Annotated in this window: 23 protein-coding genes; 10 read left to right on the top strand and 13 right to left on the bottom strand. The window is 72.2% G+C overall.

Going from position 1 to position 25417, the window contains the following annotated elements:
• The first annotated feature begins 36 nt into the window (after positions 1 to 36).
• Together FHX40_RS15345 and FHX40_RS15340 are read left to right on the top strand one after the other, a co-directional pair.
• Positions 37 to 555, top strand: coding sequence for a PIN domain-containing protein (locus FHX40_RS15345; protein ID WP_142260262.1), 519 nt, complete (start codon positions 37 to 39; stop codon positions 553 to 555).
• 122 nt (positions 556 to 677) lie between these two features.
• Positions 678 to 3287, top strand: a complete 2610-nt coding sequence (locus FHX40_RS15340) for a HelD family protein (RefSeq protein ID WP_142260261.1) — start codon at positions 678 to 680, stop codon at positions 3285 to 3287.
• Between the two features lie 305 nt (positions 3288 to 3592).
• On the opposite strand, the gene FHX40_RS15335 is transcribed toward FHX40_RS15340, so the two are convergent.
• Positions 3593 to 3874 carry a hypothetical protein gene (locus FHX40_RS15335; protein WP_142260260.1) on the bottom strand — a complete coding sequence of 94 codons (282 nt, stop codon included), beginning with the start codon at positions 3872 to 3874 and terminating at the stop codon, positions 3593 to 3595.
• A gap of 454 nt (positions 3875 to 4328) precedes the next feature.
• On the opposite strand from FHX40_RS15335, the gene FHX40_RS15330 reads away from it, so the two are divergent.
• Positions 4329 to 4784 (top strand): hypothetical protein, encoded by a 456-nt coding sequence (locus FHX40_RS15330; RefSeq protein ID WP_142260259.1) that lies wholly within the window; start codon positions 4329 to 4331, stop codon positions 4782 to 4784.
• 12 nt (positions 4785 to 4796) lie between these two features.
• Here FHX40_RS15330 and FHX40_RS15325 read toward each other — a convergent pair whose 3' ends face one another.
• Together FHX40_RS15325 and FHX40_RS15320 are read right to left on the bottom strand one after the other, a co-directional pair.
• Positions 4797 to 6695 carry a hypothetical protein gene (locus tag FHX40_RS15325; protein WP_170198848.1) on the bottom strand — a complete coding sequence of 633 codons (1899 nt, stop codon included), beginning with the start codon at positions 6693 to 6695 and terminating at the stop codon, positions 4797 to 4799.
• 341 nt (positions 6696 to 7036) lie between these two features.
• A complete protein-coding gene (locus FHX40_RS15320) occupies positions 7037 to 7651 on the bottom strand; it encodes a TetR/AcrR family transcriptional regulator (RefSeq protein ID WP_170198847.1) in 615 nt (204 codons plus the stop codon).
• A gap of 461 nt (positions 7652 to 8112) precedes the next feature.
• Between FHX40_RS15320 and FHX40_RS15315 the strand changes: the two genes are divergently transcribed.
• From FHX40_RS15315 to FHX40_RS15300, 4 genes are all read left to right on the top strand, one after another.
• Positions 8113 to 9009, top strand: a complete 897-nt coding sequence (locus FHX40_RS15315; protein WP_170198846.1) for an alpha/beta hydrolase family protein — start codon at positions 8113 to 8115, stop codon at positions 9007 to 9009.
• A 159-nt stretch (positions 9010 to 9168) separates the two neighbouring features.
• On the top strand, positions 9169 to 9900 hold the full coding sequence (locus tag FHX40_RS15310; RefSeq protein ID WP_244941615.1) for an HNH endonuclease family protein: 732 nt from the start codon (positions 9169 to 9171) through the stop codon (positions 9898 to 9900).
• A 668-nt stretch (positions 9901 to 10568) separates the two neighbouring features.
• Positions 10569 to 10952 (top strand): PadR family transcriptional regulator, encoded by a 384-nt coding sequence (locus tag FHX40_RS15305; protein ID WP_142260254.1) that lies wholly within the window; start codon positions 10569 to 10571, stop codon positions 10950 to 10952.
• Positions 10949 to 11701 carry an RDD family protein gene (locus FHX40_RS15300; RefSeq protein ID WP_142260253.1) on the top strand — a complete coding sequence of 251 codons (753 nt, stop codon included), beginning with the start codon at positions 10949 to 10951 and terminating at the stop codon, positions 11699 to 11701. The genes FHX40_RS15305 and FHX40_RS15300 overlap by 4 nt, the downstream gene beginning before the upstream one ends.
• A gap of 258 nt (positions 11702 to 11959) precedes the next feature.
• Here the strand turns inward: FHX40_RS15300 and FHX40_RS15295 are convergent, their stop codons facing one another.
• The 3 genes from FHX40_RS15295 to FHX40_RS15285 all read right to left on the bottom strand — a co-directional run bounded on the left by FHX40_RS15295 (position 11960) and on the right by FHX40_RS15285 (position 15258).
• The gene (locus FHX40_RS15295) at positions 11960 to 13027 is read right to left on the bottom strand and encodes a mechanosensitive ion channel family protein (protein ID WP_142260252.1); all 1068 of its coding nucleotides are present in this window, start codon (positions 13025 to 13027) and stop codon (positions 11960 to 11962) included.
• 190 nt (positions 13028 to 13217) lie between these two features.
• Positions 13218 to 14504: a sensor histidine kinase gene (locus tag FHX40_RS15290; protein ID WP_142260251.1), complete on the bottom strand. Its 1287-nt coding sequence runs from the start codon at positions 14502 to 14504 to the stop codon at positions 13218 to 13220.
• 73 nt (positions 14505 to 14577) lie between these two features.
• A complete protein-coding gene (locus tag FHX40_RS15285; RefSeq protein WP_142260250.1) occupies positions 14578 to 15258 on the bottom strand; it encodes a response regulator transcription factor in 681 nt (226 codons plus the stop codon).
• Between the two features lie 133 nt (positions 15259 to 15391).
• Here FHX40_RS15285 and FHX40_RS15280 point away from each other — a divergent pair, with 133 nt between their 5' ends.
• Positions 15392 to 15928 carry a septum formation initiator gene (locus tag FHX40_RS15280; protein WP_142260249.1) on the top strand — a complete coding sequence of 179 codons (537 nt, stop codon included), beginning with the start codon at positions 15392 to 15394 and terminating at the stop codon, positions 15926 to 15928.
• Between the two features lie 233 nt (positions 15929 to 16161).
• On the opposite strand, the gene FHX40_RS15275 is transcribed toward FHX40_RS15280, so the two are convergent.
• The 7 genes from FHX40_RS15275 to FHX40_RS15245 all read right to left on the bottom strand — a co-directional run bounded on the left by FHX40_RS15275 (position 16162) and on the right by FHX40_RS15245 (position 22745).
• On the bottom strand, positions 16162 to 16602 hold the full coding sequence (locus FHX40_RS15275) for a PepSY domain-containing protein (RefSeq protein ID WP_142260248.1): 441 nt from the start codon (positions 16600 to 16602) through the stop codon (positions 16162 to 16164).
• Between the two features lie 58 nt (positions 16603 to 16660).
• The gene (locus FHX40_RS15270) at positions 16661 to 17503 is read right to left on the bottom strand and encodes an alpha/beta fold hydrolase (RefSeq protein ID WP_142260247.1); all 843 of its coding nucleotides are present in this window, start codon (positions 17501 to 17503) and stop codon (positions 16661 to 16663) included.
• A gap of 368 nt (positions 17504 to 17871) precedes the next feature.
• The gene (locus FHX40_RS15265; protein ID WP_211350281.1) at positions 17872 to 18444 is read right to left on the bottom strand and encodes a DUF1638 domain-containing protein; all 573 of its coding nucleotides are present in this window, start codon (positions 18442 to 18444) and stop codon (positions 17872 to 17874) included.
• Between the two features lie 25 nt (positions 18445 to 18469).
• The gene (locus FHX40_RS15260; RefSeq protein ID WP_142260245.1) at positions 18470 to 20356 is read right to left on the bottom strand and encodes an ASKHA domain-containing protein; all 1887 of its coding nucleotides are present in this window, start codon (positions 20354 to 20356) and stop codon (positions 18470 to 18472) included.
• A complete protein-coding gene (locus tag FHX40_RS15255) occupies positions 20353 to 21207 on the bottom strand; it encodes a dihydropteroate synthase (RefSeq protein WP_142260244.1) in 855 nt (284 codons plus the stop codon). The genes FHX40_RS15260 and FHX40_RS15255 overlap by 4 nt, the downstream gene beginning before the upstream one ends.
• Before the next feature lie 15 nt (positions 21208 to 21222).
• Positions 21223 to 21885 carry a corrinoid protein gene (locus FHX40_RS15250; protein WP_142260243.1) on the bottom strand — a complete coding sequence of 221 codons (663 nt, stop codon included), beginning with the start codon at positions 21883 to 21885 and terminating at the stop codon, positions 21223 to 21225.
• Positions 21882 to 22745 (bottom strand): IclR family transcriptional regulator, encoded by an 864-nt coding sequence (locus tag FHX40_RS15245; RefSeq protein ID WP_142260242.1) that lies wholly within the window; start codon positions 22743 to 22745, stop codon positions 21882 to 21884. Before FHX40_RS15245 ends, FHX40_RS15250 begins: the two co-directional genes overlap by 4 nt.
• A gap of 46 nt (positions 22746 to 22791) precedes the next feature.
• Here FHX40_RS15245 and FHX40_RS15240 point away from each other — a divergent pair, with 46 nt between their 5' ends.
• A complete protein-coding gene (locus tag FHX40_RS15240) occupies positions 22792 to 24231 on the top strand; it encodes a trimethylamine methyltransferase family protein (RefSeq protein WP_142260241.1) in 1440 nt (479 codons plus the stop codon).
• 280 nt (positions 24232 to 24511) lie between these two features.
• Positions 24512 to 25387, top strand: a complete 876-nt coding sequence (locus FHX40_RS15235; RefSeq protein WP_229788359.1) for an SPFH domain-containing protein — start codon at positions 24512 to 24514, stop codon at positions 25385 to 25387.
• Positions 25388 to 25417 lie beyond the last annotated feature (30 nt).

Raw genomic sequence — 25417 nt, 5'->3', positions numbered from 1 at the left:
GGCACGCCGTACCCTGCTGGAAAGGGAAGCCCGCTCATGCCCCCTACCGTCTGCCCTGCGGCATCCCACCGGTCCCGCACCCGCACGCGGCGGCGCAGGCGCCTGCTGCGGCGCGGGCGTGGCATCCACCTGCTCGACATCGAGAACCTGACCGGCTCGCCCAGCCCCACCGCCGCGCAGGTCACCGCGTTCATGAGCCGCTACCGCGGGCTCGTGCCGGTCGGCCCGGCCGACCAGTTCGTGGTCGCGGTCAACCCCCGCGCCGTGCTCTCCGTCGGGATTGCGCTGCGCGGCATCCAATTGCTGATCCGCTCGGGCCCGGACGGGGCCGACCGCGCGCTCACCGAGTGCGGCTACGCCGACCGCCTCCCGGAGCGGTTCGAGCGGGTGGTGATCGGCTCCGGCGACGGCCACTTCACCGACCTGGCCGCCTGGCTCGCCGGACACGGCATGCACGTCACCGTCGTCTCGAAGCGGGGCTCGCTCAATTGGCGCCTCTACCTGGCCGCCCCCGAGGTCGTCACCTTCGAGCCGCCCGTCGCCCAGGCCGCCTGACCGGCGGCGTACCCGGCAGCGGCCCTCCCGCGGGCCGCAACCGCCGAACACCCCGTCTGCCGGTCGCACGTTCCCGGCAGGCATCGACTTCCCTCTCCCTCGGCCCACCCGTGGAGGTAGCAATGGGTCAGGTCGACCGCGCCGACGTCATCGCCGAAGAGCAGCGCGAAGTGGACCGCATCTACGCCTGTGCGGACGAGGATCAGCGCTCCGTCGACGCCGTCCGCGCCAAGCTGCGCTCGGACTGCCCCGACGCCGGGCTCGCCCCCGTGCCCGACGTACCCGCCGAGTTCGGCCTCCGTGAGGATCTGGGCGGGCGGTCCCTCGTCATCTCCCGCGTCGACCTCACCGAGGATCCCGACGCTCGGCTCACCTGGTATCTCGGCCGCCGGACCGTACGCGACCGCAACGGCGACCTGGTGCTGGTCAAGTGGAGCAGCCCGCAGGCCGTACGGTGGCAGGCCGCCACGCCCGACGACCCCAGGGGCGTGTGGCGGCTGCGGAGGCTCCACTGCGAGGAGCGCAAGGTCCTCGACTACAGCGACCGGCTGATCCAGCCGCCCCCGGAGTCCGCGACCGCCGCATCCCCGCCGCAGGCGGACGCCGGGGCCGAGACCACCGCAGGCGTCGATCCCTTCCTGCTCGCCGAGCTCGACCGGGCGCGCGACGGGTCGATGCGGGACATCGTCGAGACCATCCAGCGCGACCAGCTGCTGCTCGTCTCCGACGACCGCAAGGGACTGCTGGTCATCCAGGGCGGCCCGGGTACCGGCAAGACCGCGGTCGGGCTGCACCGGGTCACCTGGCTGCTCGACAACGGGCGCTTCACCCCCGACGAGGTGCTCGTCGTCGGCCCGCACCGGGAGTTCCTGCGGTACGTCAAGGACGTGCTGCCCCGGCTCGGCAGCCGTGGCGTCTCCATCGTGGAGATCTCCCAGCTGTGGGACGGCGAGGTCCGCGGCACCGACACGCCGGAGGCCCGGCTGGTCAAGTCCGACGAGCGCATGGCCACGGTGCTGCGCAACGCCGTCGAGGCCTGGATCCGCCCCGACCGGATCACCGAGGACCTCGAGTTCGTCTTCCGCGGCGTGCTGCTGAGGATCGGCCGGGCGGAACTCGTCGACCTCGTCCGGGAGGCGCGGGACTCCGCAGGCCCCTACCTCGTGCGGCGCAGGCGCTTCATCGACCGCACCCTGGACCTGCTGCTCGAGCGGTGGCCCGCGAACCGGCGCAAGAGCATCGACCCCGGGTTCCGCTCCCAGGCGGAGCGGCAGCCGCGCCTCGCCGCCCTCCTCAACGCGGTCTGGCCGAGCCTCACCGCCGAGCGCGTGCTGCGTCACCTGTACGACTCGGCGGAAGCCGTACGGCAGGCGGCGTTCGGCGTGCTCACCGACGAGGAGCAGCGTGCCCTGCTGCGGCCGCAGGCCCGGCGGACGGCCGACGAGCCGTGGACGCCGGAGGACCTCGTGTGCCTCGAGGAGCTGCGGGTGCTGCTGTCGGGCGACGAGCCGCGGCGCTACCGGCACATCGTCGTGGACGAGGCCCAGGACCTCACCCCCATGCAGGCCCGCTCGCTCGCCCGCCGCTGCCCGAGCGGATCCATGACCGTGCTCGGGGACCTCGCCCAGAGCGTCGGGAGTCGTCAGTACGACGTGTGGGGCCGCCTCGTCGGCATCCTCGCGGGAGGCGACGGCTGGCGCATCGCCGAGCTCACCGCCGGCTACCGGGTGCCGCGGGAGGTCATGGAGTTCGCCAGGCCGCTCGCCACCGCCCTGTCGCCGTCCACCGCGTACCCGGGGCCGATCCGCCCGCCCGCCCCGGGCTCGCTGACCGTCACGCCGGTCCGGCGTGCCAAGCTCGTCGCGGAGACGGTTTCCCGCGCCCTCAACCTCGCCATGCGCAGCGAGGACCAGGTGCGGTCGGTCGCGATCATCACGCCGGACGACGGGGAGCTGCTGGACGGGATCCGCGGCGAGGTCGCGGCGGCCCAGGAGTCGGCCCTGCCCGGGCTCGGCCGGCAGATCACCGTCCTGCCGGCGAGCATGGCCAAAGGGCTGGAGTTCGACCACGTGATCGTGGTGGAGCCGCAGCTCCTCGCCGAGCAGGGCCCGGTGGGGCTGCGCAGGCTCTACGTCGCGATCACCCGGTGCACCCAGACGCTGACCGTCCTCCACTCCGCCCCGCTCCCCGCCGAACTCGGCGGCCCGGCAAAGGGCACCGGCCAGAAGGCCGCTGCGGCCGACGCCGCGCCCGAGGCACACACCTCGACGGACACCGGGACGTACGAGAGCCGCGACCGGCTCCTCGCGGGGCTGCGGGAGCAGGCCACCGCCGACCACAGGCAGCGCGGCCACGGCTACCTCCGCTACGCGCTCATGGCCGACCTGTGCAAGAACGATTTCGACCCGGTCGAGGCCGACCTCGGCTACGTCGCCCGCACGACCGATCGAGGAACCACGATCTACGTGGTGTCGGCTCGCGCGGCGCACACCTACACGGAACTGCGCGCGGCGGCGGTGCACGCCCGTGAGATCGGGTGGGCCGGCGGGGACCGGGTGGACGAGATCTTCCTTGTCCTGCCCGCGGAACCCTCCGACACCTGGGCGGTGGACGTGATCCGCGAGATCCTCGACGTGTCGATCATCTGGAAGACGGACACGGGTTGGGGAGGCCATCGCGTGGAAACCGCCCTCGGCGGCGATCCTGACCGGAGTCCTCCTGAGACGGAGTGACCAACACAGATATCGCCGGTGAGCTTCGGCGCCGGGTTCGGAACAGGACCCGATTGTGATCCCACCGGCCACGGACTCGACCGGACCCACCGGGATGCGGAACGATCCCGGTGCGTCCGGCCCGGGTGTCGCCCTCCCGCAGACGGGCGCCAACCGCCTCACCGATCGGGGTACGGCCTCGGCGTTCTTGCGGTGCCACACCGCTCATGGCTGCCCGATCGGCGACGAACATGTCCACGGTGGTGGCACAATCAACTGCCCTCGGGGTGGCATCAACCGGGACGTACGCCGAGTTGATGCGCCGGTCAGCCGCCCCGGATCGAGTTGGGTGGGATCTCCCGCCTGATGGATCCGAGCTGGGCTTCCAGGTCGGCGATGACGTCGTTGACCGCCGTCTTGAGCAGATTCCGGTAGTGGGCGAGCCCGTCGCGGAACGCTCTCGCGGCCGGCCCGACCCAGACCGCGCGGGAGGTGAAGGCATCGAACGCGGGATCCAAGGCGGCCTGCAACCTTTCACCCCGCGATCGCATCATGGCGAGAGCGCGTTCCAGCTCCTCGTAGCGAGGATTCGGAACGAGCTTTTCCATATCAGTTCCTGCCTATTCGTGCACTTCGTCAAGAGTCGCCGTGCCTCTCGGTCGAACAGTATGTGATTCGCGCAGTGATTGCCAGCGCTGGCCGCAAGAATGGCATGTCATGTCCGCATTGTGCTACGGGCGTTAAGTGAAGAGTGGCCGCCGGAAGATGGTGTTGGAACTCAAAGCATGACACGGCCTTGTCGGTGGATTAGACTGCGTGATGATCGTCATCAGCGCTACGCAGTGTCTGTGTTTCCGCTGGTGGTCGGGCTGGCCGCGACGTGATGAGGTGGGGAGGTCTCGACCCGTTGGAGGTGCAATCGAGGCCCCGTCGCTCGCCAAGGGATCAGGTCAGGCACGTTCTTCCCCGGGCCTCGTTCGCGTGATCAGCCGATCACACGGATCGGTCTTTCTCGCACGACGATCACATTCGGTATTCGGTCGTCGGCCACGGGAGCAGGTGATGGCACACTCATTACGCCGCACCGTTTCGCTCATCTTCATTGCTTTGCTCGCGCTGGCCGGATGCGGCGATGGGAACTCCGACGAACCCACCGCAGCCGAGGCGGGAGCGATCCTGAAACAGCACATCACCCAGCTGCTGGAAAGGGTGCGTGCCTCCGATATCAAGGTCACCGACCCGGGAGGGAAAAACATCCCCTGTGGGGAAAACCGGGCAATGCAGACCTATGGTGCGACCGGAGTGGACAACTTCGGGTCGGGTGACCCGGAAGGGCTGGTCACCAATATGGTCGGTGGCCTGACCGCGCTCGGTGACTACACGCTTACCGACGCCAAACTCGGCGATACTAAACGTGAGCTCGTCAGCACCACCGCCCGTACGCGGATCACCATAGAATCTCCGGGCGAGAAACGCTATGTGGTAAACGGCCGGACCGAGTGCCTCCCGATCGAGTGATAACAGGCGAGATCAGTGGGGTGCTGGATCTTGGGCTGAGGTCGCGCGTGCCCCGTTGAAGACGATCTCGTCCAGCCATTTCGCCGCCTCGCCGAGTTTGGTCTTTGAGGTGCCGCCCGAGCCGTTGGCGATGAGCCAGTTGTTGAGGTTGCGGAGGGCCTGCTTGTCCTTGGCGATCTGGTCGAAGGGGAGCAGGCGGCCGTCCGGGCCGGTGATCGGCGGGTGGGCGAAGCGCGGGTCGGTGGCGGGCACGGTCGGTCTGAAGCCGCTGTCAATGAGGGCGTTGACCAGCCAGTGGCCGCGGGCCAGGGCGGCGAGCCGTACCTTGTCGTCGAGTGCCTGCAGCCGCGTCTTGTCGACCTCGGTGAGTTTGTCGAAGGCGAGCGGGGCGCCGGTGCTCAGGGCCAGCCACAGTGCCTGGCCCTCGAGCGGTACGACGATCCCGGCCACACCGAGGGCGAGGCCCAGTAGGAAGGATTGCCCTTTGCGTCTCGCCTCGTCCTCGGCGTCGAGGGCGCCCTGAACCAGCCGCTCGGCGGCGTACTGCATGCCGGAGACGTGGCCCAGGGCGCGCATGACCCGCTCCAGAGGTTCGATGCCGCGGGCGCCGTCGGCCGCGGCCCGGACGAGCCGGTCGGCGAGGTCACCCATGCCCTTCTCGAAGGGCTTGATCGTTGCAGGTGAGGTGGCGAACGTCTTCACGAACGCGAACGTGTCGGCCGGGCTCAGCCGGAAGGCCGGTTTGAGCCCGGGGACCACGGTCTTCACCGCGCCGAAGGCGCTGGGCAGGGTGCGGTTGGCGTCGCTGAGGTTCGCCCCCTCGGTGATCTCCGTGGCGTACGCCCCGGCGATCTCGGCGAGGTGCACCCTGGTGGGCTCGGCGATGTCCAGCTTCGGCAACGTCCTGATGAGATCGAACGCGAGCCTGGCGGCCTCGGCGCTGTGCGCGCCGTCCCGCTCGTCGTACGCGCCCGCCGCGGCGGCGAGCATCCGGCCGAAGGCGTCCGCCCGCGAGTTCTCCTTGGCCTGAAGGTGGTCCTGATGGGCGAAGCTGGACCGCACCGCGACCCGGTCGTTGAGCCGCCGGAGGAAGGTCTCCAGGGGGACGTCGCGGGTCGCCGCGGCGATCGCCGCGCGAGCCGCGGCAGGGTTGTTGCCGAGGGCGTTGAGGAAGCCGGCGAGGTCCTCGCCGCTGACGTTGCTGTCGGGGGCGAGGGCATGCCGGTTGACCACGCCGGCGAGCCAACCCGCGGGGAACTCGCCCGCGCGCAGCAGATCGCCGAGGCCGTGTTTGCGTACCGTCACGCCTCCGGCCTTGGTGAGAACGGGCCCGGCGGCGAGCCGTTCCCGCATCTGGGCGAACGCGCGCGAGCCGCCGCCGGAGCGGATCGCCGTGCCGAACGCGCGGCTGACCGTGTCGATCGCCTTATCGGCGTCATCGCCCAGCGCGCCGCGCAGCCGCCGCCCGAGGTCGAGCGTGCTCTCCAGGCCGAGTTCCGCGAAGAACGCCGCGGTGAAATCGGGGTCGTCCTCGTGCTCGGCGAGCGTCTTGACGAACGTCGCGTACCTGTCGCGGGCGCCGATGGTGAAGGGGGAGACGTCGCCGATCGAGCGGGCGAGGGCGGCGCCCCGCAGCCGGGCCTCGGTCACGCTGACGAAGGCGCTCTCGTCGAACGGACGCAGCCCTTGCCCGCCGCCGGGCGTCCAGGACGGCAGCGCGCCGGTCTTGCGGGCCAGCTCCTCGCGACGCCGCAGATCCGGAAGCTGCCGCTCCACCCAGTTCGCCACGTCCTGGACGCGCAGCATACGGGTACGGTCGCCGCCGACCCGCGCCAGCTCGGCGAGTATCGCCCCCGTCTCCTCCCGCAGAACGGCCTGCGCCTTCTCCAGCAGCGCGACGAACTCGGCCATCAGGGCCGGATTCATCCCGGAGAAATCGGGCGACAGCGGCCCTGTTCCCGGGGGTACCGGGGGCGGTCGCTCCATTCTTCGCGCCTTTCAGACTCGCTACCTGGGACCGGCCGGCGGTCGGTTCCGCCGTGGGCTCGATATGGCAGAGGCCGGCCTCGTGACCATCTTGGAGGAACATGGCGGGCGCGGCAGGAAGTCGACCGTCTCGGCCTTTCCGTTTCGATCTCGCTGCGCTGACGGGAACAGTGAAGTGTTCCCGCCCGTACGAGGCGGCGAGGGCAGCCGTATGTGGACGAATTGCCGGTAACCCCCTATCGCATCGGGAGCGAACGGGCCGATGATCATTTGCGGTCACCGAGAGGGAGATCGTGGAGGCCGAGGGCGCGGAAGTAGCCCTGGCTGAAGAATTGCACGACGGTGGTGGCCATCTGTTCCGGGGTGTGGTGGCGGCCGTCCTCCAGCCACCAGCTCAGGGTGGCGACGATGTGGTTGGCGGCGAGGAAGAGGACCAGGTCCTCGGGGATGCCGGACGGCGTGCGCCCGGCGAGGGGGCAGGTCCGCCTGGCCGTGCCGAGCCGCCGGCGGGCCACCTGGACGCAGAGTTCGCGCAGGTGGGCGGTGAAGGCGGGGTCGCCGCGGCGGCCGAGGAGCGGGCGGAACAGTTTGGCGTGCGTGGCGAAACGCTCGAAGAACCGGGTCCATGACCGTACGCGGTCGGTCGGATCCTGGGCGGCGGGGTCCGCGTCGAGGGGGATCTCGGCGGCGATCTCGGCGAAAATCTGCTCGGCCACGTGGTACTTGTCCCGGAAGTGGCGGTAGAACGTGGCCCGATTGACCATCGCGCGGGCCGCGATGTCCGAAACGGTCACCTCGGTGAAGCCCTTTTCGTCGACCAGCTCCACGAACGCCTGGCGGATCAGCCGTCGCGTGCGGGCGGCCTGAAGGCTATGCGACATCTGTCCCCCCATGTCGCACGGCGCGACACTCCGAGACGGTTGCCGATGGTACGACACAGCCCATTTCACAACCCTTGGGGGTGACATTTCACCAGCAAGGGGAGAATTCGCGATGGCCAGGGTGATGACGGTCAACCGGCTCGGGCTCGCCGCCGGTGAACTTCAGGATTTCGCCTTCATCCGCACCCTCGCCTACGCCGGGTACGGCGCGGCGTCCGCCGGCGAGGTGGCGTACGTGGCCCGCAGGATCGCGGAGGCGGGCGGCGGCCGGGAGGCGTACGTGCGCGCCTGGGGCCGAGCAGGGCTGGCCGAACGCGGCCCGGGCGCGGGAGGCCCTCGCCGCGGGGCGGACGGCGACCGCCCGCACGCATTTCCACCGTGCCTACAACTACCTGCGCGCCGCCGAGTTCTTCGTCGACCGGAGCCGCCCGGCCGAGGCCGCGGCGCTGTACGACGAGGGGGTGTCCTGTTTCGACCGGGCGCTGCCGCTGCTCGGCACGCCGGCCGAGCGGCTGCGCGTGCCGTACCGCGACGGCCCGAACCTGCCCGGCTACTTCTTCGCCGCGGCAGGCGACGGCGCGCCCCGGCCCACCGTGGTGATCTGGGGCGGCGGCGGTGGGCACGGCGAGGAGCTGTACTTCCTCGCCGGGGTGCCCGAGGCGCTCGCCCGCGGGCTCAACGTCGTGCTGTTCCACGGGCCGGGGCAGCGCGGGCTGCTGCACCACCATCCCGGCCAGGTGATGCGCGCCGACGCCGAGGTGCCGCTCGGGGCGGTACTCGACCACGTGGCCGCGCGCCCCGAGGTACGGCCGGACCGGATCGCCCTGTACGGGCTGAGCTTCGGCGGCTATCTCGCGCCCCGCGCGGCGGCGTTCGACCGGCGCGTCGCGGCGCTCGTCGCCAACGCCCCGATCCTCGACATCCACGAGGCGATCATGGACGCGATCACCACGGCGCTGCCCACACCGCCACCGCCGGACGCGCCCGACGCGTTCTGGGACGAGGTCCACCGGCAGGCCGCGGCGCTGGACTGGACGCTCGCCGCGACGATCGAGAACTCCATGCTGTGGACCACAGGTGCCGCGTCGCTGGGCGAGTTCCTGCGCCTCACCCGGGCCTTCCGCCTGACCGACCTGGTCGAGAGGATCACCGTGCCCGTGCTGTCGCTGTCCGCGGACGGGGAGAGCGCGGTGCAGCGGGCCCAGGCCGCGTCCTTCCACGAGCGCCTCGACGTCCCGCACAAGCGGTTCCACCGGCTGACCGTGGCCGACGGCGCCGACGCGCACTGCGGCATCGGCAACATCGCCCTGACCTCGTCGATCGTCTACGACTGGCTGGCCGGGGTGCTCGCGGGCTGAAACCTGTCGCAGCCGGAACGACCTGCCCCACGCCGCGGCGGTGTGCTGCTCACCGGTACGGCTATCGCCGGGAAATCGGCTGTTTGCTATACCTGGGGCTTGCATGTTCATTAACCGGTTTTGAGGTGGGGGATGCGCGTAATTCGGACGGCTGTGGCGATGCTGGCGGCGGCGGCCGCGCTGACCGGCTGTGGCCTGGTGGACGCGGTCGGTCTGGAGACGGACGCAGGGTCCGCCAGATCGAACGGCGGGTCGTCCGAACCGGGCACCAACCCCCTCGACAACCCGGACGGCACCAAGCCCGGGCTCGCGCCGATCATCTCGGCCAAGGACAAGGAGGAGGCCCGGGCCCTCATCGAGAAGCTCGCCACCAGGGGGCGCGGCCCCAAGACCGGCTACTCCCGCGAGGAGTACGGCTACGCCTGGGCGGACACGGCCACCGGCGTACCGCTCGCCCGCAACGGGTGCGACACCCGCAACGACGTGCTCGCCCGGGACGGCACGAACCTGAAGTACCGGTCCGGCTCCGACTGCGTGCTGGAGTCGATGACCATCTACGACCCCTACACGGGCACCACGATCGAGTGGCGCAAGGCCGAGGCGGCCAAGGTGCAGATCGACCACGTGGTGCCGCTGTCGTACAGCTGGCAGATGGGCGCCTCGCGCTGGCCGAAGGCGAAGCGGGTCCAGATCGCGAACGACCCGCTCAACCTGCTCGGCGTGGACGGCTCCACCAACTCCAGCAAGGGCGACGCCAGCCCTGCCTCCTGGCTTCCGCCGAACCGCAGGATTCGCTGCGCCTACGTGACGCGGTTCGCCCAGGTCGCGCTCAAGTACGACCTTCCGGTCACCACGGCCGACAAGAGCGCGATGCTGGAGCAGTGCCGCTGACCTTCGCCTCCGGCGCCAACGGCGCGGCGCCGCCCTCTCGGCCCCGGCTCTGGTCGCGTCGGGTCCATGATGACCGGGGCCGCCGACGGCGCGGGATCGATCATGCCGGCCACCGGAGACCGGCTATTGGCACCACCGCGAGCAACCTGCCGCCGCAGACGGCCGCCCCGGCGGACGAGCCGAAGCCGGACCGGCCGAACGAGGAACAGCCCAACCGGTTGTAGCCGCCACCGAGGCTCGACCGGTCCGCAACAAGAACACCGGCGGCCCGCGGTCACGTCTCGCGGGACCGGCCCCGGCCAGGCGGCGTCGGTGATCCTCCCGGTGCTCGCCATACGCGACGAGTCAGAAGGACTGTGCGGAAGCCGCTGTCGCGCCCGCCCGTCAACATCCACCCGGCGGCCGTCGCCGCCCGGGCCGCCACGCGCAGGCTCCCGCCCACAAGGTGGACGGCAGACAGGCCGAGCGCTGTCTGACCCTTGCGGCCCCTTCGGCCGACCAGCGCGTATCCGCCGCAGCGCCAGGTCATGCCCGCCCGCACTTGCGCGGTCCGCGCCTGGCCCGCCGCAGGCGCCTGGACGTAACGCCGCAGTGAGGTCCGCCTGTCGCCCGAGCCTTATCCGGCCTTATACCTTGCCGCACCAAGTATCTGGTCGTACCGTGAAAGAGTGACGGACATCGATGAGGAGGGCGCCCCGACGCTGCACCGGCTCCGGCGCGAGCTGGCCAGGGGCACCGCCGAGCTGGCCGTGTTGTCGATCCTCAGCTCGGGTCGGCGCTACGGGTACGAGCTGCTGAAACTGCTGCAGAGCGCCGGTGCGGGCGTGCTGGAGATCAAGGAGGGCACGCTCTACCCGCTGCTGCACCGCCTGGAGGACGCGGGACTCATCGTGTCCTCCTGGGAGGTGGAGGGCGGCCGGGGCAGGCCGCGGAAGTACTACTCGATCACGGGCGACGGCCGGGTTCACCTGGCCCTGCTGCGGGCGGAGTGGAGCGAGCTCGTCGAGGCGATGCGCGCCCTGCTCGACACATTGGACGGAGTGCACCGATGAGTTACGACCAGCGCACCGGCGAGCGCGACCGCAAGGTCATCGAGACGTACACGCGCGAGGTGGCCGCCCTGCTGCCGGGCCCCGTCCGGGAACGGCGGGCGATCGTCGCCGAACTCACCGATCACCTGACCGAGGCCGCCGAGGCGGGCGAACTGGACGAGGCGCTGCGCCGTCTCGGCGATCCCGAGGCGGCGGCGAAGTCCTTCGCCCGGGTACGGCTCGCCGACCCGGCCCCAGCCACGCGGCGCCTCGTGGCGGCCGCCGTCGACAACCTGCCGCTGATCGTGCTGACGGTCACCCTCGTGCTGCGGGACCTGGCCACGCGCGACCAGGTGGCCTGGGCGTTCCCGCCGGCGTGGTACATCCGCCTCGGCGACACCTTCTGCGTCTCCTCGCCGTTCGGCTGCGGCGGGTACGACCACGCCGGGGCGCTGTTCACGGTCGGCATCCCCCTCGCGCTGGCCTGGTCGGTGCTCGGGCTCGGCCTCATCGAGAGCCGTACCGGCACCACGCCCGGCAAGTATCTGCTGGGCCTGCGCGTGGTCACCGGCACCGGCCTGCGGATCAGCGGCATCTCCGGGATCGTCCGCCGCCTCGGCTTCCTCCTCGGCCCGGCGGCCTGGCTGGACTGGGTGCCGTTCCTGGTCGGCGACCGCCGGCGTGTGCTGGACCGGCTCGCCGGGACGAGGGTGGTCCTGGCCGCGCCCCGCGAGATCGCCGAACCGGCCCGGGCGGAGCCCGTGACGTGACCGGGTGTGGCGCACGGTGGAGGCATGCGTTCCGCTCGGCGAGCCGGTACGGCAGGGCCGAGGGACCGCCGAGGCCGCACCCCGGTGAGTCGCAGCCTCGGGAACGCCTCCGGCCGGCCATGCCGGGCCGGCGGGCCGCCGAAAAACGGCCCGGCCCATTCGCCGTGGTCGTCCATGCCACGGCGAATGGGCCGATGAGCGCGTCACCGCCGATCGAAGGCGGGTTCGCGTGCCGGTGTCGCCCGGCCGCGCGTTCGCCTAGCGGGCCGCGGTGAGCTCGGGCCGCTCCTGCTTGGCCTCCTCGGCGGGCGGGAGCGACTCGTAGGGCTTGTAGGGGATCTCGATGTTCTCCTCGCGGTAGCGCCGGTGCAGGCGCTTGATGAACTCGTGCACGATGAGGTACTGCGCCGACGGCTCGCTCGCGCGCAGGATCACCGAGAAGTCGATCCGGAGCTCGCCGAAGGTGTTGAAGCGGATCAGCGGCTCGAAGTCGGGCACCGCGCCTGGAACGGTCCGCTGCACGTCACGCGCCACCTCGAGCGTGATGCGCTCGACCTCGTCGAGGTCGCTGTCGTAGCTCACCCCGACCTTCACGGTGACGGACGTCTCCTCCACCGGCTGGTGGTAGTTCGTCATCACCGTGTCGGCGAGGTGCGCGTTCGGCACGATCACGATGTTCCCGGACAGCTGGCGCACGGTGGTGTTCCGCCAGTTGATGTCGTCGACGTACCCCTCCTCACCGGTGTCGAGGCGCACGAAGTCGCCGGGCTGGACCTTCTTCGAGGCCAGGATCTGGATGCCGGCGAAGAGGTTGCGCAGCGTCTCCTGCAGGGCGAGGGCGACGGCGAGACCGCCCACGCCCAGCGCGGTGAGCAGCGGCGCGACCGATATGCCGATGCTCTGCAGCAGCACCATGACGCCGACGCCGACGATGGTGCCGCGGGTGAGCAGGACGAAGATGCTCGCCGACCTCGCCACCCCCGATCGGGAGAGGGCGACCGAGCGCACCATGTTGGCGGCGAACTGCGCGATCGTGAACGAGACCGTGAGCACGATCGCGGCGAGGAGCACCCGCTCGACGAACCCGCGTACCGGCTCCTCCAGCCGCAGGATGTTCGTCGCCCACCACGCCCCGGTGATGGCCGTCGCGGGCAGGGCGATCTGCCGCAACATGTTCCACCACAGGTCGTCCCACTGGCTGGTGGTGGAGGCGGCCCGCTGCGCGAGCCGGCCGAACAGCGCGCGCAGGAGGATGCCGAGCACCACCCCGCACACCAGGCAGGCGCTCGCGAAGGTGAAGGACATGATGTCCGCGGGCCGGGTCATGGACGCCCCCCGCGGCGCACCGGAGTCCCCTCACAAACCGGGACGTCCGGCGCGACGTGAACCACACTGGTACTCACGTGAAGATCATGTTAGCGACGCCCACGTCGGCTTTGATCACTTTTGCGCCATCACGGTGACCGCCGATCCGGCACCCCGCCACACCGGCCGGTCGCCCGTCGACCTGCGCGTTTCACCCGTCCCCGGGGGCGGGGGAGGGCAGCAGGAGGGTGACCTGGGCACCGCCGCCCGGCGCCGCGGCGAGGCGGAGGGCGCCGCCCGCGGACTCGGCGGTACGGCGGGCGATGTCGAGGCCGAGCCCGGTGGAGCCCGCCCCGCTGTGGCCGCGCCGCAGCGCGCCGTGCACAAGGTCCGGCGGGAAGCCGGGCCCGGCGTCGGCGATGGTGAGCTCGACGCCCGACGGGGTGGGCGCGAGCCGTACCGTGAACGGCGTGCCCTCGGCGGTGTGCGCGAACACGTTGCCGAGCAGCGCGTCCACGCAGGCGGCGAGGTCGTCGGCGCCCACCGCGACCGGCTGCGGGGCGGGGGCGAGGTCCACGGTGACGGCCCGGCCCTGGTCCTCGGCGAGGACCGACCAGAACGCGACCCGGTCGGCCACCACCGTGGCGGCGTCGCAGGACCCCCGCTCCCGCCTGCGGCGGCGCACGTCGGTGATGACCGCGGAGACCGCGCGTTCCAGCGCGTCGACCCGGGCCTCGACCCGGGCCGCCTCCTCGGGATCGCGCAGCGACTCGGCCTCCAGGCGCAGCGCGGTGAGCGGGGTGCGCAGCCGGTGGGAGATGTCGGCGACGGTCTCGCGTTCCTCGGCGAGCAGCTCGTCGATGCGGTCGGCCAGGTGGTTGAGGGCCGTCGCGACCGAGCGCACCTCGGGCGGGCCGCCCGGCTCGGCCCGCGCGGACAGGTCGCCCGCGGCCAGCCGGTGCGACACCTGGGCGAGGGCGGTGACCGGGCGGATCACGGCGCGGGCCAGCCGGTCGGCGACGAGGATGCCGAGGCCGACCAGGGCGAGGCCGAGCAGGAGCATGCCGAGCCACGCCTCGGCGACGCCGCGGGTGAGCGCCGCGTCGCTCAGGAACACGCGGACCACGGCCGTGCCCTCGGGCAGGCCCTGCACGGCGACGAGGATCTCCCGGCCGCCCGGCGCCTCGGCGGTGACGCTGCGGCCGCGCGCGGCGAGCCGTACCGCGGCGGAACGCGGCGCGGGGACGCCGAGGGTACGGCCGCCCGGGAGGAAGACCGTGATCGGGTACCCGGTGGCCGAGGCCCGCTCCACGGTGAGCTCCAGGGCCTGCTCGTCCTCGACGGCCACGGCGACGGCCACCGACTCGGCGGTGCGGGTCGCCTCGCCGGTCGCGGCGTTCTCCGCGGCGGTGCGGATCAGCAGCGCGAGCGGGACGAGCAGCGCGACCAGCACGAGCGAGGTCGTCGCCGCCACCAGCAGCGCCAGCCAGCGCCTCATCGCGGTCCGGCCGGGCCGGGGCGGCGGTCACGGCCGCCGGGCGTGCGGGGCGCGTCCGGCAGGGGCGGGCGGATCATGACGGGGCGACCAGCTTCACGCCGACGCCGCGCACCGTCTGCAGGTAGCGCGGCTCCTGGGCGGTCTCGCCGAGCTTGCGGCGCAGCCAGGACAGGTGCACGTCCACGGTCTTGTCGGCCCCGCCGTACGGCACGTGCCACACCTCGACGAGCAGCTCGCGCTTGGTCACCACCTCGCCCTGCCGTACCGCGAGGTAGTGCAGCAGGTCGAACTCGCGCGGGCTCAGGTCGAGCGGGGCGCCCGCGAGGGTCGCCTCCCGGGCGCGCGGGTCGAGCCGCAGCTCGCCCACGACGATCACGTCGTCGGTACGGCTCTCGCCGAGGCGGCGCAGCACGGCCCGGATGCGGGCGTCGAGCTGGGCCGCGCTGAACGGCTTGACCACGTAGTCGTCGGCGCCGGCGTCGAGCAGCCGCACGATGTCGGACTCCTGGTCGCGCGCGGTGGCCACGATCACCGGCGTGCGGCTCACCGCGCGGAGCATGCGGAGCACCTCGGCGCCGTCGAGGTCGGGCAGCCCCAGGTCGAGCACGATCAGGTCGGGGCGTTCGGCGAGGGCCTGGCGCAGCCCGTCCATCGCCGTGCCGGAGGAGGACACGGCGTGGCCGCGTTCGCGCAGTCCGCGGGTGAGCGCGGTGCGGATCGCGACGTCGTCCTCGATGAGCAGAACCCCGGCCATCCCTGCCACCGTAACCCGTCGCCTCGCCTGCCGCACCACGCGTTAGCGCCGCCTTAACCCCCGCTTAGCGTTGCCACTGGAAGGGTGGAGGAGCCCGGGGAACGGCACGGCGACCAGAGAGGACGGTGACGCGGTGAACCGGCGGCTGCTGCTCGTGGTGGCGGGCTGGGTGCTCACCGCCCTGGTCGCGACCGGCGCGGGGATCGCCGTCATCGGCCTGGTGGGCCGCACCTTCGCGGGCGGCCCCGGCGACGTGCTGTCCGCCGAGGAGGCGCGCGACGCGCTCGCCCGCGCCGAGGCCTCGCCGCGGCCCACGCGGCCGTCGCCCGGCCCGTCCTCGTCTCCGGCGGTGCCGGAGCCCACCCCCACCGCCTCCGCCGAGGCGAGCCCGCGGCCCACGCCCGAGGCCACGCCCGCGCCGACGCCGACGGCGGTGAGCAGGGTGATCACCACGCGCGGCGGCAGCGTGGTCGCCCGCTGCCAGGGCGGCCTGGTGACGCTGCGGTCGTGGAGCCCGGCCCAGGGGTACGAGGTCGACGACGTGGATCCCGGGCCGGACGAGTCGGCCAAGGTGACGTTCGAGAGCGACCGGGGCGAGGTGGAGATCGAGGTCCGCTGCTCCGCGTCCGGGCCGGTGCACACCGTCGAGACCGACACCGAGACCGACTAGGCACCGCCTCCGGCCGGGCCTCGTCGCCTGATCGTCCGGTACGTCCGCCGCGTGCCGGCCGTACCGGCTCCCGGACCCGAGACAGGGCCCTCTCCGCACGGCCGATGCCGAGGAGAAGGGCCCCTTTGCGGTGCGACGGTGCCGTAGGTGGGTGCGATCGTCCCGGTCGTGCGGCGGGCACCTCGCCCGCGCGGGTCCCCGCCGCTCAACCGGCCGGGTACGGCGAGCCGGCCTCAGTCGTCGTAATCGTCGTCGTCCCGGTCGTCGTCATCGTCGTAGCGGTCGTCATCGTCCCAGTCGTCGTCGTGCTCCTGGTGGAACTTGACGATCTCCCCGCTGTCGGTGGCGACGTGCACGTCGTACTCCTGGTCGCCCTTGTGCAGCTCGATCTCCCAGACGCGCCGCCCGTGCTCCCGGTCGCGCTCGACGTCGGTGACCTGTGCGCCCGGGACCTTGTTCGTGGCGATCTCGATCGCCTGCTCCCGGGTGACCGTGTCCTCCACGGCCGCCTTCGGCTCGGCGGTCGACGGGGACGGTGTCGGCTCGGCGCGGAAGCCCTGCGCCGCCGTGGGCACCTGCGCCGGGGCGTTGGCCGCCAGCGCGACCGCGCTCCCGCCGCCGAGCACCGCGGCGATCCCGACACCTGCCATGACCAGCTTCGTCCTGTTTCTCATGGCACTCAGTCAAGCCGTGACCGCGATAGGCGCACGCTGTGCCGTTCCTAAGGGCGGGTTAAGACACGAACGACAGGAGGATCTCGTTCACCTCTGCGGCGTGGGTCCACAGCAGGCCGTGCGGGGCGCCCTCGATCTCGATGTAGTTCGCGCTCGGCAGCGCGGCGTGGAACGGGCGGCCCGTCGCGTCGATCGGCAGGATGCGGTCGGCGGTGCCCTGCATGATCATCGTGGGCAGGCCCATCTCGGCGATCTTGGCGACGTCCTGGCGGAAGTCGGTGAACCAGGTCGGCACGCAGGCCGCCGCGGCGTACGGCGCGGACGACACCGCGACGTTCCAGCTCGCGCGCACCGTGGCCTCGCTCAGCCGCGGCGTGCCGAGGAACCGGTCGGTGTCGTAGAAGTTCGCGAAGAACGCGTCGTACCAGGCGTACCGGTCCTTTCTGGCGGCCGCCATGTTCGCGTCGAGGACCGACCGGTCCAGGCCGGTGGGGTTGTCCTCGGTCTTGAGCAGGAACGGCTCGAGCGGGGCGATGAACGCGGCCTTGGCGACCCGGCCCGCCCCCTGCGTGGCGAGGTACCGGGCCACCTCGCCGGTCCCCATCGAGAACCCGACGAGGATCGCGTCCCGCAGGTCGAGCACGCCCATCAATCCGTTGAGGTCCGAGGTGAAGGTGTCGTAGTCGTAGCCGCTGGTGGGCCTGCTCGACCGGCCGAAGCCCCGCCGGTCGTAGGTGATGACCCGGAATCCGGCGTCGAGCAGCGCGACGGTCTGCTTCTCCCAGGAGTCCCCGGTCAGCGGGTAGCCGTGGATGAGCACGACCGGCTGCCCTGTTCCGTGGTCCTCGTAGTAGATCTCGACCGGTACGTTGTTCTCCCTGCCCACGGTGGCGTACGGCATGGCGGGCGATCCCTTCGTACTCGTTGACGGCGGCCCGGGTGGACCGATGGCTGACGCGGCCTGCCGCGGGCCACGTGCCCGCCGCATGACCGCCGCCGTCCCCTACCCCCGATTTCCGCGATAACCCTTCGTGGGCGGCTGTGCCGGAGGGAATTCGGGAGCCGGGAGCGCCGCCGGGGAGGGCGGTGGCACGTGCCCGCCACCCTCCCCGGGGATGCCACCGCGGGTGGCGACGCCCGGGGGCGTCGAGTGCCCTCCACCTGACGCCGCCGATCTCCCGGCTCTCGTCAAGCCGTGGGTACGGCGGGCGCGTGCCCACCCCTTCCCGGATCAGGGCCGGGGTGCCGCGCCGGCGGGGTGCCGATGGGTCACCGGGCGGCGAGCAGGGCCGCCAGCTCCCGCTCCAGCCCGGCGTCGCCGACCCCCAGCACGGTGAGCGGCAGGCCGAGCAGCCCGGCCGCCCGCTCGGCCTGGGCGCGCAGCTCGGCGGTGGGGGACTGGGCGAGCCAGACGATGCGGCGGTAGTGGCCGAAGTACGCGTCCCGGAGCTCGGGGTACCGGTCGAGGCCGAGCTCGGCGACGACCGAGCGGTCGAAGGTGCGCACCAGGTAGTCGGTGAGCAGGTAGGTGCCCGGCTCCTCGGCGATCAGGTCGTGCGCGAGCCGCCCGGCGAACACCTCGTAGCAGTGCGCGCCGCGCAGCCGGGCCAGGCCGTACCGGGCGCACACCTCGTCGAGCGCGCCGTACGTGCCGCAGTCGGCGTACGCGACCGCGAGCCGCCGGTGGCGCGGGCGCAGTTCGGCCACGAGCGCCTCGACCGCGGCGGCGATGCGCTGTGGCCGGTTGTGCAGCAGCGGCGGCAGCGGGTGCACGGTCACCGGCCAGCCGCGCCGGTCGGCGATCTCGCGCAGGTGCCGGGCGAGCGCCCCGCAGGCGATCACCCCGATCGTGCGCTCCGGCGGCCGGTCAGCCGGGGAAGGCGAGCTCGCCGACGAAACGGTCGTTGAAGTCGGGCCGGTCGGAGAGCTCGACATAGCGCACCTCCTCCAGCAGCGCGAGCGCCCCGGCCCGCTCCTGCGCCGACAGCAGCGCGAGCTTCGCGCCCTCGCCCGCCACGTTGCCCGCGCTCACGATCCGGGTCGGCGCGAGCCGGGGCACCAGGCCGATGCGGATCGCCGAGGCGGGGGAGAGGTACGAGCCGAACGAGCCCGCGAGCAGCACCTGCCGGATGTCCGGCTCGGCCGCGCCGTACTCCTCGAGCAGCAGCCGCCACCCGGTGGCGATCGCGCCCTTGGCGAACTGCAGCTCCCGGATGTCGCGCTGCGACAGGTACACCGGCTCGGCCGCGTCCGGGCCGGTGAGCAGGAAGGCGCGCTCGCCGTCGACCGTGGCGAGCCGTTCGGCGAGCGCCGGGGAGATCCGCCGCGCCGCGTCCGGGTCGGCGAGCCGCCCGGATGCGTCGAGCAGCCCGGTACGGCGCAGCTCGGCGACCGCGTCCACCAGCCCGGACCCGCACAGCCCGGCCGGGGCGGCGTCGCCGATCACCCCGAGCGCCACCCGCCCGGCGGCCGGGTCGATGCGCACGGTCTCGATCGCGCCGGGCGCGGCCCGCATGCCGCACCGGATCTGCGCGCCCTCGAACGCGGGCCCGGCCGGGGCGGCGGTGGCGAGCAGCCGGTCGGCGTCGCCGAGCACGATCTCGCAGTTGGTGCCGACGTCGATGAGCAGCCGCAGCCGCCGGTCCCGGTCCATCCCGGCGGCGAGCGCCCCGGCCACGATGTCGCCGCCGACGTACGCGCCGAGCGCGGGCAGCACCACCGCGCGCGCCCGCGGGTGCACCGGCACGCCGAGGTCGCCGGCGAGCAGCTCCGGGAAGGAACGGGCCGCCATCACGAACGGGGCCACGCCGAGCGGCTCGGGGTCGATGCCGAGCGCCAGGTGCACCATGGTCGCGTTGCCCGCCAGCGCGATCTCGTACACCTCCTCCCGGGCCACCCCGGCCCGGGCGCACACCTCGCCGGTGAGCCGGGCGAGCGTGTCCCGGGCCGCGTCGCGCAGCCGGTCGAGCGCGGCCGGGTCGAGCATCGCCGCGCTGATCCGGGAGATCACGTCCGCGCCGTACGGCTGCTGCAGGTTGAGCATCGAGGCGACCGCGGCCGGGGCGCCGGTGGCGAGGTCGAGCAGGGTGGCCACCACGGTGGTGGTGCCGAGGTCGAAGGCGATGCCGTACCGGCGGGCGGTGGTGTCCCCCGGCTCGACGTCGATCAGCGCGGTGCCCACCACCACCGCGGTCACCTTGAAGTCGGCGGCGCGCAGCACCCGCCCGGCCCGCCGGTACACGTGCAGGTCGGGTATGACCTCGAGGTCGTCGAGCGCGCGCACGATCCGCTCCACGTCCGGGGTCTGGTCGGCGAGCGACGGCTCGGCCAGCTCGAGGTACCGCTTCTGCACGGCCGGGCGCAGGATCACCTGCCGCCCCACCCCGACCGTGGCCGCCTTCGGCCGGGTGGTCAGCGGCGGCACCTCCACGGTGAGGTCGCCGGTGGCCTGGGCGAGGCAGGCGAGCCGCCAGCCCTGCCGCAGCCGCTCGGCGTCGAACGCCCGCGGGTCGTGCCGGGAGACCGGGACCTCGCCCGCGGCGATCCGCACCTTGCACTTGCGGCAGGTGCCGTGCCCGCCGCAGGTCGAGTCGATCGCGACGCCGTTCCAGCTCGCCGCCTCGAACACGGTCACCCCGGGCGGCACGCTCACCTGCACCCCGGACGGCTCGAAGCGCAGCCGTACCCGGGCGGTCGGCTCCGGCGGCGGGGCGGGGCGGCCGTCCTCGCGCACCGGCACGGAGTCGGCCGTCATGACGCGGCCTTGGCGCGGTAGGCGGCGATCCAGTTCGCGCCCCACGGGTCGTTGCCGAGCAGCAGGTCGCCCGCGCGCACCGCGGCGACGCACTCGGGGGCGAGCGCGTTCATGATCGCGCTGGTGAGGCCGGCGGACATCGCCATGGCGAGGAACGCGGCGTTGATCGTCGCCCGGTCGGGCAGGCCGAACGACACGTTCGAGGCGCCCAGGCACATGTTCAGCCCGTACCGGCGGCGGATCTCGCGGATCGTCTCCAGCGTGACGGTCACCGCGTCGGCGTCCGCGCCGACCGTCATCGCGAGCGGGTCGATGACGATGTCCTCGAGCGGGATGCCGTACTCCCGCGTCGCCACCCGGACGATCTTGTCGGTGATCTCCAGCCGCTTCTCGACCGTCTCCGGGATGCCGGTCTCGTCGTTGGCGAGCGCGATCACCGCCGCGCCGTACCGCTTCACCAGCGGCAGCACCTCGGCGAGCCGGTCGTCCTCGCCGGTCACCGAGTTCACCAGGGCCTTGCCCCGGTAGACGGCGAGGCCCGCCTCGAGCGCCTCGACCACCGAGGAGTCGAGGCACAGCGGCAGGTCGGTGTGCTCCTGAACCAGCCGGACCATGCGGGCGAGCAGGCCGGCCTCGTCGGCGAGCGGCACGCCCGCGTTCACATCGAGCATGTCGGCACCGGCGGCGACCTGGCGCTCGACGTCGACGACCACCTGGGAGAGGTCGCCCGCGCGCAGCGCCTCGGCGAACCTCTTGCGCCCGGTGGGGTTGATGCGCTCGCCGATCACGCAGAACGGCCGGTCGGGGCCGATGACCACCTCGCGGGCGTGGGAGCGGAGGACCGTGTGCATGTGCGACCGCCCTCCTCAGGAGACCAGGGCCCGGCGGCGTTCGAGCAGTTCCTTGGCGCGGCGCACCGCCGAGGAGGCGTCGGCCGCGTACCCGTCCGCGCCGACCGCGTCGGCGTACTCCTGGGTGACCGGCGCGCCGCCCACCATCACGATCACCTGGTCGCGCAGGCCCGCCTTGACCAGCGCGTTGATGTTCGCCTTGAACATCGGCATCGTCGTGGTGAGGAACGCGGAGAACCCGACGATGTCCGGCCTGTGCTCGCGGACCGCCTCGACGAACCGCTCCGGCGGCACCTGCACGCCGAGGTCGATCACGGTGAACCCGGCGCCCTCGAGCATGATGTTCACCAGGTTCTTGCCGATGTCGTGCACGTCGCCCTTGACGGTGCCCATCACGAACGTGCCGATCGAGGACGCGCCGGTCTGCGCGAGCAGCGGCCGCAGCACCTCCATCGCCCCGGCCATCGCCCTGCCCGCGATGAGCATCTCCGGCACGAAGAAGTCGCCCCGTTCGAACCGGGCGCCCACCTCCTCCAGCGCGGGGATGAGCGCGTCGAACAGCATCGTCTCGGGGGCGAGGCCGAGCTCAAGGCCCCGGTCGGTGAGGTCGAGTACGGCCGGGCCGTTGCCGGCCAGCGTCTCGTCGTACAGGCCGCGGAGGATGTCCTGCTCGTTCATGACCCGCCTTCCGGCTCGCCGGCCGTGCGGATGACGGCCGATCCCAGTGCCGCGGAGAGGCCATCCGTCTCGGCGACCAGCAGGGCGCCGATCTCGGCGATCCGGCCGGCGTCGAGCCGGAGGGCCGGCCCCGAGACCGAGATGGCGGCGATCACCCGGCCACCGCGGCCGCGCACCGGGGCGGCGATCGCGACCAGGCCGGGCTCCAGCTCCTCGACCGCCACGCCGTACCCGGTCCGGCGGATCTCGGCGAGCTGCGCGGCGAGCCGGGTGCGGTCGGTGACGGTGTGCGGCGTGCGCCGCTCCAGCGGGCCGCGGGGCAGCTCGGCCGCGCCGAACGCGACGAACACCTTGCCGAGCGCCGAGCAGTGCAGCGGCACCCGCAGGCCCACCCAGTTCGTGGCGCCGAGCAGGTAGCGGCTGTCCACCTGGGCCACCTGCTCCACCTCGGTCCCGGACGGCACGGCCAGGTTCACCGTCTCGCCGGTCTTCTCGCCGAGCCGTTCCAGCACCGGCTGCGCCGCCGCGATCAGCTCGGCGAGGCCGGAACGGCTCGCGTACCGGGTGAGCACCGGGCCGGGCACGAACGCGCCGCTCGCGTCGCGGCCGAGCAGGCCGTGCCGTTCCAGCGCGGACAGCAGCCGGGAGGCGGTGCTCTTCGACAGCCCGGACTCGGCGTGCAGCCGGGAGAACGGCAGCGGCTCGTCCGCCTCGATCACCCGGACGAGCAGGCCCGCGGCCCGGTCGATCGCCTGGGTCCCGGACCGGCGCTCGGCCGGGCCCGGGCGCGCGGTCGCCCGGGCTGCGCGGCTCGCGCCGCCCCCAGGCGGGAGTTCCACATTGTGGGACTCGAATTCCATAATTCGAGCGTAAAATTTTGATCACAGCGAGGTCAAGGGAGGCAGCGTGTTCGTCAATCGGATGCCCCGCTACGAGATCCTCTCCGCCGACGCCATGGCCACCCTCGACCGCGGCTGGCGGCGCATCGTCTCCGAGATCGGCGTCGAGTTCGACTCGCCCCGGGCGCTGGAGCTGTTCCGCAGGGCGGGCATGAAGGTCGAGGACAAGACCGTCTTCTTCGACCCCGAGTTCGTGCTCGAGCAGGTCGCCAAGGCCCCCCGCGAGTTCGACGTGCAGGCCCGCAACCCGGCCAACACCGTGCACATCGGCGGCGACCACATGGTCTTCGGCGCCGTGTACGGCTCGCCGTTCGTGCGCGAGGGCGACGTACGGCGGGACGCCACCCTCGACGACTTCCACCGGTTCTGCAAGCTCTCCCAGGTGTTTTCCGAACTCGACTCGGCCGGCGGGGTGGTGTGCGAGCCGAACGACGTGCCGCTCGACTCCCGGCACCTCGACATGACGTACGCGCTGCAGACCCTCACCGACAAGATCTACATGGGCAACGTGGTGTCCGGGCCGAACGCGGCGGACACCATCGCGATGACCTCGATCCTGTTCGGCGGGCGGGAGAACATCGAGCGCACCCCGGCCGTGATCGCCCTCATCAACTGCAACTCGCCGCTGCGCTGGGACGAGCGCATGCTCGACGCCCAGTTCGAGTACTCCGCGGCGAACCAGCCGGTGGTGATCACCCCGTTCCTGCTCATGGGCGCGATGTCCCCGGTGACGATCCCGGCCGCGCTCGCCCAGCAGATCGCCGAGGCGCTCACCGGCATCGCGCTGTCCCAGCTCATCCGCCCCGGCTGCCCGGTGATCTTCGGCTCGTTCCTGTCGAACATCGACATGCGCACCGGCTCGCCGTGCTTCGGCACCCCCGAGTCCGCGATCGGCCTGCTCGCCACCGGCCAGATCGCCCGGCACTTCGGCCTGCCGTGGCGGTCCGGCGGCGGCCTCACCTCCTCGCAGGTGGCCGACGCCCAGGCCGGGTACGAGGCGCTGATGACCATGCTGCCCACCTTCCTCGCCGGGGCGAACTGGGTGATGCACGCCGCGGGCTGGCTGGAGAGCGGGCTGGTCAGCGGCTACGAGAAGTTCATCGTCGACATCGAGATCCTGCGCATGCTGCAGGAGGAGTTCACCCCGCTGGAGATCGACGAGGCCTCGCTCGCCTTCGACGCCCACGCCGAGGTCGGCCACGGCGGCCACTTCCTCGGCGCGGCCCACACCATGGAACGCTTCCGCACCTGCTTCTACCGCCCGCTGCTGTCCTCCTCCGACAACTACGAGCGGTGGATGCGCAACGGCGGCAAGGACGCCGCCGCCCGCGCGGGCGAGATCTACCGGGCCAAGCTGGCGGAGTACGAGCAGCCGCCGCTCGACGACGCGATCCGCGAGGAGCTCGCCGACTACGTCGCCCGCCGCCGCGCCGAACTCGGCGACTGACCAGGCGTTTCGCCCACAAGCGCGCGGTGCGGACGCGCCGCCCCGGCCGTGCCGTACCGGTGGGGCTCGGCCTGACGGCCCCGCTCCGGCCGCGGTTTCGCCCTGCCGTCCGTTACGGAGGCGCCTGACCGCCCCTTTACCCGATCGTGTACGGTCGTCCAACGCACGTGCACATAAAGGGGGTTATGGCAGGGTGAATGCCAAAAAGTCATCCACCGCGAGCGCGGGGGGCGCGGTGAAGTGGATCAAGCGAGGATTCACTCTCGCCGTCGTCGCGGCCGTGTTGCTCGGTTTCGGGGCGACGGGCTGCACCAGGGTGAGCACCGCGCCCGACGAGGTCGTCCTGCACTACGCGGGTGGCCTCTTCGAACCGAAGAAGTTCGAGCGGTGCATTCTCCCGTCGAGCGGTGCCACCTACCTCGGTCCCGGTGACACCTACTACAGCTATCCCTTCGGCCAGCGCACCTTCGACTTCACCGGGTCCAAGGACGCGGAGTCGAAGCCGATCACGGTGGTGAGCAAGGACAACGTGCAGATGACCGTGGCGGGCTCGGCCACGCTCACGCTCAACACCGACTGTGAGACGCTGCGCCGCTTCCACGAGCGCATCGGCCTGAAGTACGCGGCCTACCAGGACAACGGCAAGACGTCCGACGGCTGGACCCGGATGCTGAACTTCTACCTCAAGCAGCCGTTGGACCGCGCCCTCGACGCGGCGAGCCAGGAGTTCGAGTGGCGCGCCCTGTTCAACGACCCCAACACCAAGCAGCGCTGGGAGGCCCGCGTCGGCGAGCTCGCCCGCCAGTTCATCAAGGAGACCGCCGGCGACGAGTACTTCTGCCAGCCCAACTACGCCGGCACCGGCGACTGCGGCGACATCGTCCTCACCATCCAGAAGCCCGAGCCGCCGGAGAGCCTGGTCGAGGCCCTCGCCGCCGAGCAGGCCGCCAAGCAGCAGAACCTCGCCCAGCAGCAGATCAACGCCAAGGTCAAGACCGAGCTGGAGTCGATTAAGGACCTGGTGAAGGTCCTCGGCCCGCAGGGCGCGGTCCTCTGGAAGGCCATCCAGGACGGCAAGGTCCAGGTCATCCCCGTCCCCCAGGGCGGCAACATCAACATCACCCCGTCCACCGGCGGCAACCGAACCAACCGCTGACCGGGGACCGGTGCCGGAACGGCCGCGGCG

The organism is Thermopolyspora flexuosa, assembly GCF_006716785.1.
In the GTDB taxonomy this organism is placed as follows: Bacteria; Actinomycetota; Actinomycetes; order Streptosporangiales; family Streptosporangiaceae; genus Thermopolyspora; species Thermopolyspora flexuosa.
The sequence above is the reverse complement of the archived record's forward strand: the minus strand, read 5'-3'. Positions and strand labels throughout refer to the sequence as shown.